A 15,829-nucleotide genomic window follows, 5' to 3' on the forward strand; every position below is an offset into this window, starting at 1 on the left:
GTAAGGGAGTAAGGCTTTGAGAACAGCGAAAAATGTATTTATTTACTTGCTTCTTATTGTCGCAGGGACAATCGGTAACAGCCTTGCTCCTCCTATCATTTCAGATGGAATTTTTGCTTATGGTATAGCGGCGTCAATATTTATTGCGTTGAAGTATCGTCCATTACTGGCTATTCCTGCGGCCTTTATCATCGCATTTCCACTCAGCTTTCAGCATCCCCTGCTGGCGGTGACTGCACTCCTGGCTCAGCCTGTTGTCATTAGTTGCTTTTGCTATCCAAAACGAATCTTGAAACCGCTGATCTATGCCGGTTTTTTTTGGAGCCTGTTCGCGCTTCCGGTAATGGGCGTCGCATTTATGGGGGAGCAGATTGAAACCACGTCTGAACTTATAACGGCCAGCTTGATTAGCTGGTTGGGCGGCGTGGTCGGTCTACTAATCGGCCATATTGGCTACTGTATAACCAATCGTGCTCGAATAGCCGCTTCACCTGAGCTCATCCCCGCCAGAGGGATGCTAAGTTATATCTTCGCCAGCTTGTTGTTTCTAATCATTTTAGTGATTTTTATGGGCTATATGCACATATTCCAGAAACAGCAAAAAATGCAAATTAACAAATATATTGTCGAACGAACTGAAATTATCGCTGAACAGGTAGAAGATTTCTTAAAGAAAAATCAAAGTGCCATTAATCTGACTGCCAATCTGCTTGCCTCTGCAAAAGAGCACGGGAGCGTGAGTGACCAGGGGGTCAACGAATATTTACGTTCGTTAGCCACCAACCAGCCCCACTTTCTTTCGTTTTTAGTAGCCGACGGCGAGGGCAGGATTACCAATGCATTTCCTCCTGGCTTGCGAGAGAAGGCCGAGCAACAAGGACATAACAGTGTTGCTACACGGCCTTATTTTACTCACGTCGAAGCTACCGGGCAGCCTTATCTGTCTAACGCTTTTCAAGGTGTCGGTTTTGGCAATGACTTGATTGTAGCCATATCTTCACCAATTTTAGTCAATAGTGAATTGGCCGGTATTGTAGAAGGGTCGTTATCATTAAGTAGTTTCGCTCAATTTGATAAACAGAAAATTCCAGGGTTTGTTGTGATTATAGAGGACGCAGCAAAAAACGTGGTATATGCAAGTGAGCGGCTAAATTTACCACCCCTGGCACCTGTCGAGTTTGAAACCTGCCAAAACAGTCGGTGTGAGCAGGGAGTTCGATTAAAAGAAAACGATTGGCTACAGTCTCGCCTTCAGGTTCCCCAGACTAACTGGCAGGTGCGTTTGTTGTATGACTTTTCGCGTTTTACCGATACGTTTAATACCTGGTTACTTTTAGCCCTTGCCGTATTGCTGTGCCTGGCTGTCATGAGCGTGTTGGTTGGGCATATTCTTGCTACGGTGTTTACAGCACCCATGAACAACCTGGTACGTTACTTTGAATCCTTTACTCCTGACAGTGAATATAGCGAGACTCTGCCACCACGAAAATATTTTTATGTGCGCGAAATCAGCCAATTGCATGAAGCATTTTTAAATCTGCAGGAGCGTCTGGTAAAAGCGTTCAAAGATTTAGCCCAATCCCGCTCAGAACAGGAAGTGTTGAATAAGCAATTGCGTGTGCTTAACATTTCCCTTGAAGAAAAAGTAGCAGAAAAAACTCTATCGCTTAAAAAAGCATTAAAACGAGCGAACTTAGCCAATAATGCGAAAAGCCAATTTTTGGCCAATATGTCTCACGAAATCCGAACGCCTATGAATGGTATTCTAGGAAGCTGCGAAAACTTACTGGAAATTCCTCTGCCCGAGGGAGTGTCTAAAAAGGTCGAAGTCATTCACTACTCTGCCAGCCATTTACTGTCAATATTGAACAGCATTTTGGATTGGTCAAAAATTGAAGCAGGGAAGATGACGTTAGACGAGCACCCCTTTTCGTTGCGAACCTTGATTGAAAGTCTTCTATTTTTGCATTCTCAAGCGGCCCAAAATAAATATGTGACCCTTCATTCAAATGTAGATGCGTCGGTGCCAGAGCATCTGCTGGGGGATGGTGGAAAACTGAATCAGATACTTAACAACTTACTTAGTAACGCCATCAAATTTACCCAAAATGGAACAGTGCAGGTGGATGCGTTTTTCAACAAGGGCAAATTGAGTGTCAGTGTTATTGATTCAGGCATCGGAATGAGTGACGAACAACTTGAACGAATATTTAAACAATTTGAACAAGCAGATTCCTCAACCACGCGCGTTTATGGTGGGACTGGGCTTGGGTTGTCCATTACCAAAAAATTAATTGAGCTGATGGGTGGGAACATACAGGTTCGCAGCATACCGCATGAAGGAACTACCTTTACCGTCGTGATCCCTTTCACGCCAGAGGTAAAGAGTGCCAATAAAGAAGCAAGCGTGTTACCCCCACTTCCTAAAAAACTGAAAATTTTACTGGTGGAAGACAATAGCATTAATGCAGAGATTGTCGCCGATATTGTTAAATCGCAGAAATGGGTATACTTATGGGCAAAAGATGGGCAGCAAGCATTGGATGTGTTGTCTAAACATAATTTTGATTTGATATTAATGGACTGTCAGATGCCGGTTATGGATGGGCTTGAAGCCACTCGCCATATCCGCGCACGGTCCGACGCTAAGGCTTCCACTCCTATCATAGCGCTGACAGCGAATGCGTTTGAAGAGGACAAAAACGCGTGTTACAAAGCGGGTATGGACGCCCACCTGGCCAAACCATTTAAGAAAGAACAATTACTTAATATTATCGCGCAAACACTATCCGGCGACAGGTTAAGCTAATGGTGTATGTTCCGAGTGACGAATTAACAAATCTCTGAACGATTCGGCTGCGGGACTGATAGGCCGGTTTTTCAAGGTGACGACCTGCCAGTAGGTGCTAATCGGGAATCCTTCAACATTCAATATTTTTATCTGGTCCTCCGCGTTTTGAGCCACCGTATGACGAGACAGTATTGCCAGACCAAGCCCGGAAGAAACAGCCAGACGGATGGCATCATTGCTCTCAATCATCATTACATTGTCCAGTTTAATATGATGCGTTTGGCAGAACTCATCGATGGCATTTCTGGTGGCACTGCCCGGCTCTCTTAGCAAAAACTTGTTATTGGCTAACGTTGCAAGATCACACTGGTCAGGACCTTGAAAATCCGGAGGGGCGATCACAACTAATTCATTTTCTTGAAAAGGGGTGGCGATGATTGGCATATCTGCAGGGGGCTGACTAAAAATATATAAGTCGTCCTTATTGTTTTCCATTCGTTCAATAACCTGGGCGCGATTGCCAATAGTGAACTGGACGTCTATGTTTGGGTGGGCTTTACAAAAAGAACTTAACAGAGGCGGAATAACATATTTTACGGTTGTCACTACAGCCAAATTTAACGCGCCCGTTTCCATACCTTTAAGGGCCTGAATTTGACTGTGCAGCTTATCTTGAGAATTTTGTATTTCCTGCGCGCATTGATATACCGCCACACCAGCCTCGGTCATTCGAAGTGTGCCCTGGTATTGTTCAAGCAGAGGCATACCTATAATTTCTGTTATTTTTTTTAACTGCAAAGAGATAGTCGGTTGTGAAAGTGACATCGCTGTGGAAGCCGCTGTAACCGAACCGCAATCAACCACCTGTCGAAATACTTCCAGTAAGCGAAATGTGAGTGCATACATAAACTATCCCGCCATTATTAGCATTAAAATTTATTGTTATTGATGAATGATATTAAAGTTAAACTCCTCTTTTGGCTATGGGCAACGCGCGGCTTTTGCGTTAAAATTGCCCGCTTTTCCACTCACCGTTTTTCGTGCTCACAAAACTGCATTTGTAGCGCACGGAAAAAAATAGCGTTATCAGGAGCTGTTGATGGCAAAAGTCGCGATTGTTATGGGTTCAACCTCAGATTGGCCTACAATGCAGCAGGCCGCGAAAATGCTGCGCTCGTTCGGGGTCGAATTTGAAGCAAAAGTTGTATCCGCTCACCGCACCCCTAATTTGCTTGTGGAATTTGCCGAGGGCGCTGCCGAAGAGGGTTTTAGCGTAATTATCGCAGGAGCTGGGGGAGCCGCCCACTTGCCAGGTATGATTGCTGCCCATACACATCTCCCTGTTTTTGGTTGCCCTGTACAGTCTAAGGCATTAAACGGGCTCGACTCTTTGCTCTCCATAGTCCAAATGCCTAAAGGTGTCGCCGTAGGAACGCTGGCGATTGGCGAAGCCGGTGCTGCTAATGCAGGTTTGCTTGCCGCTCAGGTTGTCGCTTTACAACACCCCGAGGTGGCTGACGCAATTAAACAGTTCCGTAACAAACAAACTGAAACTGTGCTGAGCAACAGTAATTTGGAGCTTAATTGATGCAAGTGCTGGTTTATGGGGCCGGGCAGCTGGCGCAAATGATGTACCTTGAAGGCTGCCCAATGGGTATCGAAGTACATGCTGTCGATGTTAAAAATGAACAAGTGGTTCACCCTGTTTCTAAGCAGGTAATTGAAATTTCTCTAGCGCATGCCATAGCCAATGCTGACGCCTTAACAGTTGAATTCGAACATGTTCCCGAACACTTACTTGAGCAAGCTTCCCGCTCAGGCAAATTGTTTCCTTCCATTGACGCTGTGCTTATCGGCGCAGACAGAGTACGTGAAAAACGTTTGTTAACGCGGCTGGGCGTGAAAAATTGCGCGCACCAGGTTGTCACCCATATTGACCAGTTGGATGAATGTGTAGAAGCGTTAGGCGAGCGATTGATTGTAAAGGCAAGCAGGGATGGTTATGACGGTTATGGACAGTGGCGATTAACTGAAAAATCTGAATTACCGGCCCTTAAGTCAGCGCTGCAGGGATTAGATTTGCAAACCGTACCACTGGTTGTCGAGCAGATGCTAGAGTTTGATCGGGAAGTGTCAATTATCGGTGTAAGAGATAAACAAGGCGTAGTTCGCGTTTATCCGCTCGCCGAAAATCTTCACCATAAGGGGCAATTGCATGTTTCCGTTGCCCCCGCATTCAATATTACAGAGGCTTTGCAACAACAGGCGGAAGCAATTTTTACCACCCTTGCAGAAGGTATGGAATATATTGGTGTACTGGCTGTGGAATTGTTCCAATGTGGGGAGCAGTTATTAGTCAATGAGATAGCGCCACGTGTGCATAATTCGGGGCATTGGACATTAAGTGGCAGCGATGTCAGCCAGTTTAATAATCACCTGCGTGCTGTAACCGGGTTACCGCTTGGTCGATGCAATTCACATAGAATCAGTGCAATGATCAACATCATTGCCTGCAGTGCATTTTCAAGTGACTTGTTAAGTATCCCTGGATGTCATCTTTACTGGTATGGAAAAACTGTGCGCGAGAAGCGTAAGATGGGGCATATCAACGTTACCGCAGAAAACTATGCTGAGCTGGGTGATAAGCTCCTGGCGTTGAGTGAATATCTCCCAATAGAATATTTCCCAAAGTTAGTGAGTGAAGCGAAGCGATTAAAATCACTAAGTGCTGCTTGACAAGTGGAGTGCGGACGCTAAAATACGCGTCCGCTTTGGCCGGAATTGGTTGAAGCGAGTACTTTAGTGTGCCGACTTAGCTCAGTTGGTAGAGCAACTGACTTGTAATCAGTAGGTCGCCAGTTCGATTCCGGCAGTCGGCACCATTTTTTTACTTTTTACTTTTTAACTTTTTACTTTTTAACTTTTTACTTTTTAACTTTTTACTTCTCATTATTTTTCCTGTTTATCTCCCTCTCTTCCATTCTGGTCTTCGTATCACGCTTTAACGACATGTAAATGCTATACCATTTCGTAGGTTACTTTGTTAACGTAGATTTTTGACAAAAAAGAGTGAAATATTACGATGATGAAACTACGCTTTTTAGCTGCTTTCATTTTACTTGGGCTAGCTAAGCTGTCACACGCATCAACTCATCAGATTGAAGTAAGAGATGTGTATGCTAAGGCTACCTTTGCAATGGCAACGACTGCGGCCGTTTATATGACACTAGAAAATCAAAGCGACAAAGAAAGACAACTAAATTCTGTCACGGTCGACAAAACGCTTGCTGATGAAGCCCAAATCCACACCACACAAATGGTAGGGGAAATGGCAAAGATGCGGGAAGTTAAAAAAGGTGTGACGTTACCATCACATCAAGCCGTTCAATTTATGCCGGGGGGACATCATATCATGTTGCTTGGTTTAAAAAGGCCGCTTAAGAAAGGAGATAGCTTCATGCTCACCCTGCTTTTCGATGAGGGGGCATCTCACTCAGTTAACGTTATTGTCCGTAAAGAACACCCTGTGCCAACTCAGTCTGAGCATCACCATGATTCTCATCATTAAACATTAAAGCAATGCTATTTCTCATTTTTGTAATCCAAAATGCGCTTTAAGGGATATTAAATATATATAACACGGGGCTAATCAGTCCTTATTTTTTTGTCTGCTTAACAAGGGGTAATGAATGAGTAAAATCGACATCGGTATTTCTGAAGGAGATCGTAATCAGGTCGCAGAAGGGTTGAAGAGCCTCTTAGCTGACTCGTATACATTGTATCTTCAGACGCATAATTTTCACTGGAACGTGATTGGCCCCCAGTTTCGTGATCTGCACTTAATGTTTGAGGAGCATTACACCGAACTGGCTGAAGCTGTGGATGATATTGCTGAACGGATCAGAACGTTAGATGTTCCCGCACCAGGCACCTATAAAGCTTTCGTTGAACTTAGTTCAATTGAGGAAGTGGATGGTGTACCTGAAGCTACTGAAATGGTGCGCTTATTGACCCATGGCCACGAACAGGTAGTGAAAACCTGCCGAAAGGCCCTTAAAATGGCGCAGGAGGCAGACGACGAGTCTACTATCGCGCTGGTTTCAGACCGTATGAGAGTTCACGAAAAAACTGCCTGGATGTTACGGGCACTCACTCAAAAATAAAATAGGAAAAATTTTGAATAATACGTCCATCTTCTGTCGCTTCGCTGCGACTAGCTTAATTGCTTGTTCAGTCTCTGTGACTGCGGCTGACACTGCCGAGTTAGAGGTTAAAGAGTTGGCAACAGGGTTAAATCACCCTTGGGGTATGACGTTCCTGCCTGATAACAGGCTGGTCATTACCGAGCGTGGAGGAGCCATTCGTATTTACGATGCGCAGAATGGGTTGAGTAGCGATTTACAGGGGGTACCGGACGCTGCTACGAACAATCAGGGCGGAATGCTAGATATTGTCGCTGATCCGGATTTTGCTAACAATCAGACGTTATATTTTTGTTACAGCAAACCCGGTGAAGGGGGCAGTAGCTCCGCAGTCAGCCAAGCAAGGTTAGACGGAGAAATGCTGGTGGAAGTCAAAGATGTTTTCACTGCTCAGCCTTTGGTTGACAATGGCTTTCATTTTGGCTGCCGATTAGGCTTCGATGCGCAGAAAAATTTGTATATCACATTAGGTGATCGCTACAAATATATGAAAGAAGCGCAGAACCCTGACAACCATTTCGGGACGATTGTTCGTATTCGTCCTGACGGCTCCGTTCCTGAAGATAATCCTTTTATTGATGGTAATGCACCTGAAGTCTTCAGCTATGGGCATCGAAACGTGCAAGGACTGACCATTCACCCTGTGACGGGTGATGTGTGGGCCATGGAGCATGGTCCCAAAGGTGGCGATGAAGTTAATAAACTGGGTAAAGGGAATAACTATGGTTGGCCAACTATCACCTACGGTGTGGATTATAGCGGCGAGATCATTTCTGATAAAACCAAACAGCAAGGTATGGAGCAACCCGTCATTTATTGGGACCCTTCTATAGCTCCCAGTGGTATGACGTTTTATCAGGGCGACAAATTTAAGGCCTGGCAAGGTGATTTGCTCGTGGGCGCGCTGAAATTCACCCATCTGCGCCGCATTGAAATGGATGGCGACAAGCCTGGCAAACAACATGAATACTTGCGAGATCGCAACCAGCGTATTCGTGATGTTGAAGTGGGGCCGGACGGATTAATCTATCTGCTCACTGATGAAGCGAATGGCAAGTTATTACAGGTGTCACCGGGTAAATAAAAAAGTTGAATGGACTCACTGTCGAATTCTTAATGCGAAAGTGAGTCAACTATTCCATATCATTAAAGGGGGCTGACGTAGAAAAATACGTTCGCCCTGATAAAGCTAGGTTATTTCTTACCATCAGAAGAGAGCCAACGGTGCGAATCAAAGGAGGGGCGAGCACTTTAGTTATGTGGGTCCATCAGATAAACAAACTGCATATCCTCCCCCTATATTAAGACACCCAACCTAGCACCTAATTCTGTGCCGCGCTGCCGCTTACCGGTTTTACAGAAAAGTCAGGCTTATGGCGGATACCGTTGTTGTGATACTGTCCAAGCATAAAAAATAAGTTGACCACGCAACCTAATCAACCTAGTAACCACTCTGGGGTTATCTCGACATAGTGACTTGCTACATTGATTAGACTGGTGGCAGTCAACGTGGGCACGCCATATACGTCAACATCTTTACCATTATGTGTCTTAAGTCTGTCTACCAGTATGTCAAAGTCGCCGTCGCCGGAAACGAGTATAAGCTTATCGACTCGTTCAGCATTTTCCAGCATGTCGATGGTAATGCCTACATCCCAGTCACCTTTGGCGCTGCCGTCTGCACGTTGAATGAAAGGTTTTAATTTCACTTCAAAACCAATCGCACGTAGAATATTTTGAAATTCCTGTTGTTTTTTGTCTCCCCGCTCCACGGCATAGGCAATGGCGGTGATGACGTCTTTACCTTCGGTGACGGTACGCCAGAATTTATTGTAATCAAAATTCCGTTTATAGGCTTGTCGGGTGGTGTAATAGACGTTTTGCACATCAACAAAGATAGCGATTTTTTCCATAGAATTCTTTCTTAAATTTTCCAGTATGCCAGGCGTTGGTCATTGACCCATTGATTGGCGCGATAGACGAAGTGTGTAGTATGTCAATGGTTGAGCCGCTCACAGGTACAATGCACTCTTTTCCCGCTTTCCGCCATTCATAAAATAAAAAACATATTTTCGCCCTTTTAACTGCGAGACATCAGGGCATCAATCGAGCGAATACATTGCATTACATCGAGGAGCCATAGGTCGGTAGGGATATGAATTGTTTTGCTAGGTCCAACGTTGAACAAAGCGCAAGGTCATGTCAGGGAAGCGGCCTGTATCACCACTGTACTGGAATCGCTTGTGTTGCCACCATTTAGTTTCATTTTTAAGAACCCAATATAAGGCGAATTATAATCTTCTAAGCGACTCGGCCGCTATCAATGCCTGTATAATTTGGATCCCAGTCCTCCCAGCCTGTCTACAAAAATGGAGAAATGCCAGTTTAGAAAAAACAACGCCTGACTGTTTGCAAGGCTTAGGGGGCGAGAACATGCCGGATTATTACAGTGGACGTATATCATCTTGGCAAAAAGTTAACCGGGATAGGGTTGTTATCTGGCAGAAAAACGCGCCCCATGGGGCGCGGTTTCGTTAGTGGGAAGTTGCCACCTTTTTGTCGTGGTGATGGTCATTCTCTCTATAACGTTCAAACCAGGCTATAATATTACCGACTTTTTGAATCAGGCGGGAAGGTTTACCCGCAATTCCATGCGGCGCGCCGGGGATCCTTACCATTGCTGCATCCACACCTTTCAATCGCAACGCCTGGTAAAATTGCTCCGATTCGCTTATCGGCGTACGGTAGTCTGATTCACCAGTTAATAATAAAGTAGGAGTATTTACGTTTCCAACTAATGAAAGCGGTGAACGCTTCCATAACTGATCGGCAATATTCCAAGGCATGTCGGGCATCCAATACTGGCTAAAAAACGGGTAGGCGTCTGCGGTGAGTGCAAAGCTCATCCAGTTGATGACAGGTTTGGCAACAACGGCCGCTTTGAAGCGATCGGTTTTGCCTATAGACCAAGCTGTAAGCACCCCACCGCCGGAGCCGCCGGTTATAAATAAATTACTTTTATCTACATTACCCTGTGCGATGGCTGCATCCACCACATCCATCAGATCGTTGTAATCTTGCGAGGGGTAGTTGTGATGGATCAGGTTACCAAAGTCTTCCCCATACGAACTGCTCCCACGAGGATTAGACCACACCACCATGTAGCCTTTGGATGCCATCAACTGAACTTCCATGGAAAAATGCGGACCATACGCTGCATGAGGACCGCCATGAATCTCAAGAATTAATGGGTAGCTTTTGCTGCTGTCAAAATGGGGAGGATAGGCTACCCAGGCATCAATTTTGCGCTCGTCTACCGACGAGGTAACGTTCAATGGCTTCACCTCTGCCAGCGCCAAATGACCCAATGCATCGCTGTTTAAGTCGGTTAATTCTACCTGCTTGTCACTACCTGCTTTTATCAGGGCGAGGTCGGCGGGCTTATTCATATTCGCTTTGGTAAACGCAATATCGCCATTTTGGTTGACGGCAAACTTACCTGATGTATAAGGACGCCCCATGGACTGCCCCCCTAACGTCACCGCAATTTTTTGAATATTGCCCGACAAATCGGTGCTGGCAACTTTATGCTCTCCCTGGTCAAGGTAAGAAAACACGATTGTTTCGCTGTTGGGTTTCCAATAAAAATTTTGGATAGAGCGATCTAGTGCCGAGGTAATACGATTAGCTTCACCAGAGGCCAGGTCCATCACCATTAAATCAGCATTCTGGTAAGACAGTTTTCGGTCATTAAGCTGCATGAAAGCCAATTTTTTACCGTTCGGGCTTAGCTGCGGGGAAAACTCCGGGCCAGTCATGGAAGTAACCTGGGTGATATCACGTGTGTGAATATCGACCTTATAAATATCTGACGTCAATGGATTTAAGGCATAGTCTTCGTTTCGGTTCGCAGAAAAGAAAATCGACTTATTGTTTTTCGCGAATGCCAGTGTGCCTGAATGGGGAAACTTACCAGTTGTTAACTGCCGGGGAGTACCGCCCGTCACCGGTAAAATGTATAGCTGCTTATAACCGTGTGGAAGATAGCCTGCACCATCTGATCGATAATGGGTACGCTCAATAAATTTCGCACTATCCGCCCATGTTGCCCCATCGGGTTTTGCTGGCATGTCGGTGAAAAGGGGTGTTTCCTTAGCCGGAGTGAACATGCTAAACGCCAGAGCTTTACTGTCGTGGGACCAGGTAATGTCGGCAGGACGGTAGGGCAGCGTCGAGATTTTAGCATGCTCCGCTGAGTCGAAATAATACACATAGATTTGAGAATTGGACACATACGCTAGCATATTGCCATCGGGCGAGAGGGAAGCCTGACTAACACTGTCATCTTGAGCAATAAGCGGACGGTGTTTGTTACCATCTAATGACACTTGCCACAGCGCGGTATGGGTACGATCCTTCATGATATCCATAGAGCGGCGTTCATATATAATACTTTTGCCATTGTGACTGAACAGCATTGAGCCTGGGTATTCCAGGTTGAAGGTGTCTGCGTACTGTAAGGTCGTGGGCAGTGCAGTATCTGTTTCCTGGGGGACTGCCGCCCCTTTAAACGTGGTCGCGGCTAAAAATAATGAGGCATACCAAGTATATCGCATGTGTCGTGTTACTCCTTTCCCTTTTATAAATGGTCAATCATCATCATGTTGAGACACTGATGCTGTATTTTTTTTTAAAGTTACCCGGCCAAATAGAATGTCTTTATACATAACCCAGTCACCAATTAAACTATAAAGAGGGTAGCGGAAGGTTGCAGGCTTGTTTTTCTCATAAAAAAAATGCCCCACCCACGCAAATCCGTAGCCTAAGAATGGTAATAACCATAATAGTGCCCACTGTTGGGTGAAAAGTGCAAGAACCAGCACGATTAGTACGAGAGTAGAACCGATAAAATGCAATAGCCGGCAAGTTGGATGAGCGTGCTCTTTTAAATAGTACGGGTAGAATTCGTCGAACGTGCGAAATCGCTCTTCAGTTATGCTCATTTGCAACCCCTAATTAAAACAAAACTAACTTACCATTTACGTTGCCATTAGAACAGTGGAAGTGTTTCAATGGGCTGCTAAAGCAAGAAAGTGTAAGGTTATTGTTTTTCTTCAGGCGCGCCCCATATACACTTTCACAATCGCATGAAACAGGCAGAGCAAATGGATAACTTAGTCGCAAATAATATCGTGGAAATCACGGTGGAAAATTTTCAGCAGGTCATTTTGCATGACTCCCGTGAAAAAATTGTATTGGTAGACTTTTGGGCTGACTGGTGTGAGCCCTGTAAAGATCTGATGCCGATCTTGGAAAAAATCGCCGGGGAATACCAGGACAGTATGATTCTGGCAAAAGTAGATTGTGAAAAGCAACAGGAAGTGGCCGCCCAGTTCGGCATTCGTAACCTACCTACGGTAATGGTGGTAAAAGACGGACAACCCATTGATGGTTTTGCTGGCGCACAATCTGAAGCGCAAATTCGCGAGATGCTGGCAAAATATTTACCCCAGCCAGAGGACGAGTATTTAGAAAAAGGTATGCAACTAATTGCTGAGGGCAATTATCAAGAGGCCTTCCCTTTGGTGAAACACGCATACGAATTGAACGAAGCTAATCTTGAAGTAAAGTTGTTATACATTGATTGCATGATAGAAACAGGTTCGATTAATCAAGCTAAGGAACTGTTAGCAACGATTAAACTGGTAGACCAGGATAATCGTTACCACGCATTAAACAGTAAAATTGAATTGGCTGAACAGGCATCGCAAAGCCCGGAAATGCAAAAATTAAAAGAAGCGGTGGAACAAAATCCTAACGACTTGCAGCTTAAAATTGATTTAGCGGTACAGTTGCAACAAGCGCACAAAGCAGATGAAGCATTAGAGTTGTTGTATCAGGTGTTATTAAAGGATGTTAATTTCGGCGATGCGAAGAAGGTGATGCTCGACATGATCAACGCGTTGGCTGACGGTGACACCCTGAAATCATCCTATCGTCGGAAAGTCTACAGCTTACTTTATTAATCGAAATAGTATTCACGGCCGGATAAATCATGTATCAGCAATTTTATCAGCGCTTCATAAACGCTAATCAGGGTAAGCAGCATTACTCTTGTCATAGTCATTATTTTTGGCCAGATGTCACGCGGGATGCCATGCTGGCCTACTGGGACGATAGCGCTAAATGGGTGGACGACAAGTGGGGACATTTTTTTCAGGATGTGGTGCCAACCGTTCAACGTAACATTGCCGACACGTTAAATACAGATTGGCCTGAGCAGATTGTCTTTGCACCCAATACGCACGAATTTGTCTTTCGCATTTTATCTTGCCTGGATTTTTCAACACCACAAACGATTGTTACGACGGATAGCGAATTTCATAGTTTCCACCGCCAGCTTAACCGTTTAGATGAGCTCGATACTATCAATGTTGTACGCGTGCCAACGCAGCCATTTGCGACATTCAATCAGCGTTTTATTTCAGCTATTCAACAAAACCAGCCGGATCTGGTGTTCTTTAGTCACGTGTTCTTTAATTCCGGTTATTGCGTGCAGGACATTGAGCATATTGTGACCTCGGTTAACGATGCTGATACATTAGTTGTTATAGACGGCTATCATGCCTTCATGGCTTTACCGATTGATATCAAGACAATCCAGCAGCGCGTATTTTATTTGGGCGGAGGCTACAAATATGCGCAAAGTGGCGAAGGGGTCTGTTTTGCACACGTTCCTCCTCAGACGAGATTAAGACCACTCTACACGGGGTGGTATGCTGAATTTGGAGCGTTAGAAAAACGTAAAGGCAAACAGGTCCAATACAGTGAAGATGGCATGCGATTCGCTGGTGCTACCATGGACTTTTCGGGACTGTATCGCATGCGGTCTGTTTTTGAGCTGCTAAAAAGTGAGAATATAAATGTTTCGGCGATTAATCATTATATTAAAACCATTCAGCAGGCATTTCTTGCCAAACTGGATGAAATTGATCATCCATTAGTGAACCGTAAAACGCTTGTGGTTGACTTAGTAGAGCATTGTGGTCATTTTCTCACTTTTACGCTACCCGATGACGAGACCACTGCTCGATTAGCTGCGTTTCTTAAACAACACGGCGTATTAACGGACTACCGAGGTGATCGCCTGCGATTTGGCTTTGCTCTCTACCATAACGCTGATGAGATTGATTTGTCCTGCCTGACCACGTTTTCGGAGACATAATGGATTGGCTTTGGCCCGCACTGGCAATAGTTTGTATTATCGAAGGCCTTGGCCCTTTATTGATTCCAAACCGGTGGCGTCTTTATTTATTAGAAATTAGCCAGCAGCCCACCAATCACCTTCGTCAGATTGGCGGTGCGCTGGTGGTCATTGGTACAATCAGCTTGTTTTTCCTCATTAGCTAATTATGTATATTTTGAATTTGCATTAAATTTGTACATAAAGGGGGTGATTATCCTCCCACATTTTTGGTAGAATCCCCGCCTAATTTTTTAACACTTCTGATCCATGGCAAAAAATGTAGTCGTACTCGGCACCCAATGGGGCGACGAGGGAAAAGGTAAGGTCGTCGACCTACTCACCGATCGAGCGAAATATGTGGTGCGCTATCAGGGCGGCCATAACGCAGGTCATACGCTGGTTATTGACGGTGAAAAAACCGTCCTTCATTTAATTCCTTCGGGTATTCTTCGCGACAATGTAACGTGTATTATCGGAAACGGCGTAGTGTTGTCACCAGAAGCATTGATGAAAGAAGTGAAAATGCTCGAAGAACGCGGAGTTCCTGTGCGTGAGCGCTTAAAAATCAGTGAAGCCTGTCCACTTATCTTACCTTATCACATTGCCCTTGATGTGGCGCGAGAGAAAGCGCGTGGCAGTAAAGCTATTGGCACTACCGGTCGTGGAATCGGGCCTGCGTACGAAGATAAGGTTTCTCGTCGCGGTTTGAGGGTAGGTGATCTGTTCAATCCTGAAGACTTTGCTGCCAAACTCAAAGAAGTGTTGGCCATTCATAACTTCACTTTAACCGAATATTTCGGCGAAGAAGCGGTTGATTATGATAAAACCTTGCAAGATGCGTTAGCGGTGGCTGATATCTTAAAGGCTATGGTCGTGGATGTCACTGACGAACTGGATAAGGCGCATCAGGCTGGTCTGCCGATTATGTTTGAAGGTGCGCAAGGGACGTTACTGGATATCGACCACGGTACTTACCCCTATGTTACGTCGTCAAATACAACCGTTGGTGGTGTGGCCACTGGGGCCGGGTTTGGCCCATTACGTTTAGATTACGTACTGGGTATTGTTAAAGCTTATACTACGCGTGTGGGCTCCGGTCCATTCCCCACCGAGTTAGCTTGCGAAGTCGGCGAGCACCTGGGTGTTAAAGGGCACGAGTTCGGTGCCACCACTGGCCGTAAAAGACGTACAGGTTGGTTTGATGCAGTCGCCATGAAACGTGCAGTGCAAATTAACTCTATCACCGGTTTCTGTCTCACCAAGCTTGATGTGTTGGATGGGCTTGAAACTTTGCAAATTTGTATAGGGTATAAAGATGCAGATGGGAACGTCAAAGATGTCCCGCCGATGGCAGCCGATGGCTATGATCTGGTAACACCGGTTTACGAGGAAATGCCCGGCTGGAGTGAAACCACATTCGGCGTGACTGAATACGACAAGCTTCCCGCCGCGGCTAAAAACTACATTGCGCGTCTTGAACAAATTACCGGGGTGCCGGTAGATATCATTTCAACTGGTCCAGATCGTAACGAAACGATCGTATTGCGTCACCCCTACGACGCCTAATATTTTGGCTTCTCCAGATTATTC

General features: G+C 45.2%; 14 protein-coding genes and 1 tRNA gene. 11 read left to right on the top strand and 4 right to left on the bottom strand.

Translation table 11 applies throughout. From position 1 onward, the window contains the following. Nucleotides 1-16 precede the first annotated feature (16 nt). Nucleotides 17-2,809, top strand: coding sequence for an ATP-binding protein (locus OPS25_RS05695; protein ID WP_265616689.1), 2,793 nt, complete (start codon nucleotides 17-19; stop codon nucleotides 2,807-2,809). Here OPS25_RS05695 and OPS25_RS05700 read toward each other — a convergent pair. After that, on the bottom strand, nucleotides 2,801-3,697 hold the full coding sequence (locus tag OPS25_RS05700; protein WP_265616690.1) for a LysR family transcriptional regulator: 897 nt from the start codon (nucleotides 3,695-3,697) through the stop codon (nucleotides 2,801-2,803). The two genes, OPS25_RS05695 and OPS25_RS05700, sit on opposite strands and share 9 nt — an antisense overlap. Nucleotides 3,698-3,890: 193 nt before the next feature. On the opposite strand from OPS25_RS05700, the gene purE reads away from it, so the two are divergent. From purE to OPS25_RS05730, 6 genes are all read left to right on the top strand, one after another. Next, a complete protein-coding gene (gene purE / locus OPS25_RS05705) occupies nucleotides 3,891-4,379 on the top strand; it encodes a 5-(carboxyamino)imidazole ribonucleotide mutase (protein WP_265616691.1) in 489 nt (162 codons plus the stop codon). Further along, the gene (locus tag OPS25_RS05710; protein WP_265616692.1) at nucleotides 4,379-5,527 is read left to right on the top strand and encodes a 5-(carboxyamino)imidazole ribonucleotide synthase; all 1,149 of its coding nucleotides are present in this window, start codon (nucleotides 4,379-4,381) and stop codon (nucleotides 5,525-5,527) included. The genes purE and OPS25_RS05710 overlap by 1 nt, the downstream gene beginning before the upstream one ends. A 70-nt stretch (nucleotides 5,528-5,597) precedes the next feature. Beyond that, nucleotides 5,598-5,673 (top strand) — tRNA-Thr (locus OPS25_RS05715). Between the two features lie 200 nt (nucleotides 5,674-5,873). Next, nucleotides 5,874-6,359 (top strand): copper chaperone PCu(A)C, encoded by a 486-nt coding sequence (locus OPS25_RS05720; RefSeq protein WP_265616693.1) that lies wholly within the window; start codon nucleotides 5,874-5,876, stop codon nucleotides 6,357-6,359. A gap of 121 nt (nucleotides 6,360-6,480) precedes the next feature. Next, nucleotides 6,481-6,954 carry a Dps family protein gene (locus OPS25_RS05725; protein ID WP_265616694.1) on the top strand — a complete coding sequence of 158 codons (474 nt, stop codon included), beginning with the start codon at nucleotides 6,481-6,483 and terminating at the stop codon, nucleotides 6,952-6,954. A gap of 13 nt (nucleotides 6,955-6,967) precedes the next feature. Further along, on the top strand, nucleotides 6,968-8,077 hold the full coding sequence (locus OPS25_RS05730) for a PQQ-dependent sugar dehydrogenase (protein WP_265616695.1): 1,110 nt from the start codon (nucleotides 6,968-6,970) through the stop codon (nucleotides 8,075-8,077). Nucleotides 8,078-8,429: 352 nt separating this feature from the next. Here OPS25_RS05730 and OPS25_RS05735 read toward each other — a convergent pair whose 3' ends face one another. From OPS25_RS05735 to OPS25_RS05745, 3 genes are all read right to left on the bottom strand, one after another. Further along, on the bottom strand, nucleotides 8,430-8,906 hold the full coding sequence (locus tag OPS25_RS05735; protein WP_265616696.1) for a LabA-like NYN domain-containing protein: 477 nt from the start codon (nucleotides 8,904-8,906) through the stop codon (nucleotides 8,430-8,432). A gap of 621 nt (nucleotides 8,907-9,527) precedes the next feature. Beyond that, nucleotides 9,528-11,609 carry a S9 family peptidase gene (locus OPS25_RS05740; protein ID WP_265616697.1) on the bottom strand — a complete coding sequence of 694 codons (2,082 nt, stop codon included), beginning with the start codon at nucleotides 11,607-11,609 and terminating at the stop codon, nucleotides 9,528-9,530. Nucleotides 11,610-11,642: 33 nt separating this feature from the next. After that, the gene (locus OPS25_RS05745) at nucleotides 11,643-11,996 is read right to left on the bottom strand and encodes a DUF962 domain-containing protein (protein ID WP_265616698.1); all 354 of its coding nucleotides are present in this window, start codon (nucleotides 11,994-11,996) and stop codon (nucleotides 11,643-11,645) included. Between the two features lie 162 nt (nucleotides 11,997-12,158). Between OPS25_RS05745 and trxA the strand changes: the two genes are divergently transcribed. The 4 genes from trxA (at nucleotide 12,159) to OPS25_RS05765 (ending at nucleotide 15,805) form a co-directional block, all read left to right on the top strand. Next, nucleotides 12,159-13,019, top strand: a complete 861-nt coding sequence (trxA, locus tag OPS25_RS05750; protein ID WP_265616699.1) for a thioredoxin — start codon at nucleotides 12,159-12,161, stop codon at nucleotides 13,017-13,019. A gap of 29 nt (nucleotides 13,020-13,048) precedes the next feature. Beyond that, nucleotides 13,049-14,218, top strand: coding sequence for an aminotransferase class V-fold PLP-dependent enzyme (locus OPS25_RS05755; protein ID WP_265616700.1), 1,170 nt, complete (start codon nucleotides 13,049-13,051; stop codon nucleotides 14,216-14,218). Further along, nucleotides 14,218-14,403, top strand: a complete 186-nt coding sequence (locus OPS25_RS05760; RefSeq protein ID WP_265616701.1) for a DUF2065 domain-containing protein — start codon at nucleotides 14,218-14,220, stop codon at nucleotides 14,401-14,403. Before OPS25_RS05755 ends, OPS25_RS05760 begins: the two co-directional genes overlap by 1 nt. A 103-nt stretch (nucleotides 14,404-14,506) precedes the next feature. Further along, on the top strand, nucleotides 14,507-15,805 hold the full coding sequence (locus tag OPS25_RS05765; protein ID WP_265616702.1) for an adenylosuccinate synthase: 1,299 nt from the start codon (nucleotides 14,507-14,509) through the stop codon (nucleotides 15,803-15,805). Nucleotides 15,806-15,829: the final 24 nt, after the last annotated feature.

The organism is Alteromonas aquimaris (genome assembly GCF_026183695.1).
Taxonomy (GTDB): domain Bacteria; phylum Pseudomonadota; class Gammaproteobacteria; order Enterobacterales; family Alteromonadaceae; genus Alteromonas; species Alteromonas aquimaris.

Excerpts from the sequence above, each read along its gene's own strand:
- purE (WP_265616691.1), top strand. The coding sequence starts at position 3,891 with ATGGCAAAAGTCGCGATTGTTATGGGTTCAACCTCAGATTGGCCTACA.
- OPS25_RS05725 (WP_265616694.1), top strand. The coding sequence starts at position 6,481 with ATGAGTAAAATCGACATCGGTATTTCTGAAGGAGATCGTAATCAGGTC.
- OPS25_RS05735 (WP_265616696.1), bottom strand. The coding sequence starts at position 8,906 with ATGGAAAAAATCGCTATCTTTGTTGATGTGCAAAACGTCTATTACACC.
- OPS25_RS05760 (WP_265616701.1), top strand. The coding sequence starts at position 14,218 with ATGGATTGGCTTTGGCCCGCACTGGCAATAGTTTGTATTATCGAAGGC.
- OPS25_RS05700 (WP_265616690.1), bottom strand. The coding sequence starts at position 3,697 with ATGTATGCACTCACATTTCGCTTACTGGAAGTATTTCGACAGGTGGTT.
- OPS25_RS05740 (WP_265616697.1), bottom strand. The coding sequence starts at position 11,609 with ATGCGATATACTTGGTATGCCTCATTATTTTTAGCCGCGACCACGTTT.
- trxA (WP_265616699.1), top strand. The coding sequence starts at position 12,159 with ATGGATAACTTAGTCGCAAATAATATCGTGGAAATCACGGTGGAAAAT.
- OPS25_RS05720 (WP_265616693.1), top strand. The coding sequence starts at position 5,874 with ATGATGAAACTACGCTTTTTAGCTGCTTTCATTTTACTTGGGCTAGCT.
- OPS25_RS05755 (WP_265616700.1), top strand. The coding sequence starts at position 13,049 with ATGTATCAGCAATTTTATCAGCGCTTCATAAACGCTAATCAGGGTAAG.
- OPS25_RS05710 (WP_265616692.1), top strand. The coding sequence starts at position 4,379 with ATGCAAGTGCTGGTTTATGGGGCCGGGCAGCTGGCGCAAATGATGTAC.
- OPS25_RS05765 (WP_265616702.1), top strand. The coding sequence starts at position 14,507 with ATGGCAAAAAATGTAGTCGTACTCGGCACCCAATGGGGCGACGAGGGA.
- OPS25_RS05745 (WP_265616698.1), bottom strand. The coding sequence starts at position 11,996 with ATGAGCATAACTGAAGAGCGATTTCGCACGTTCGACGAATTCTACCCG.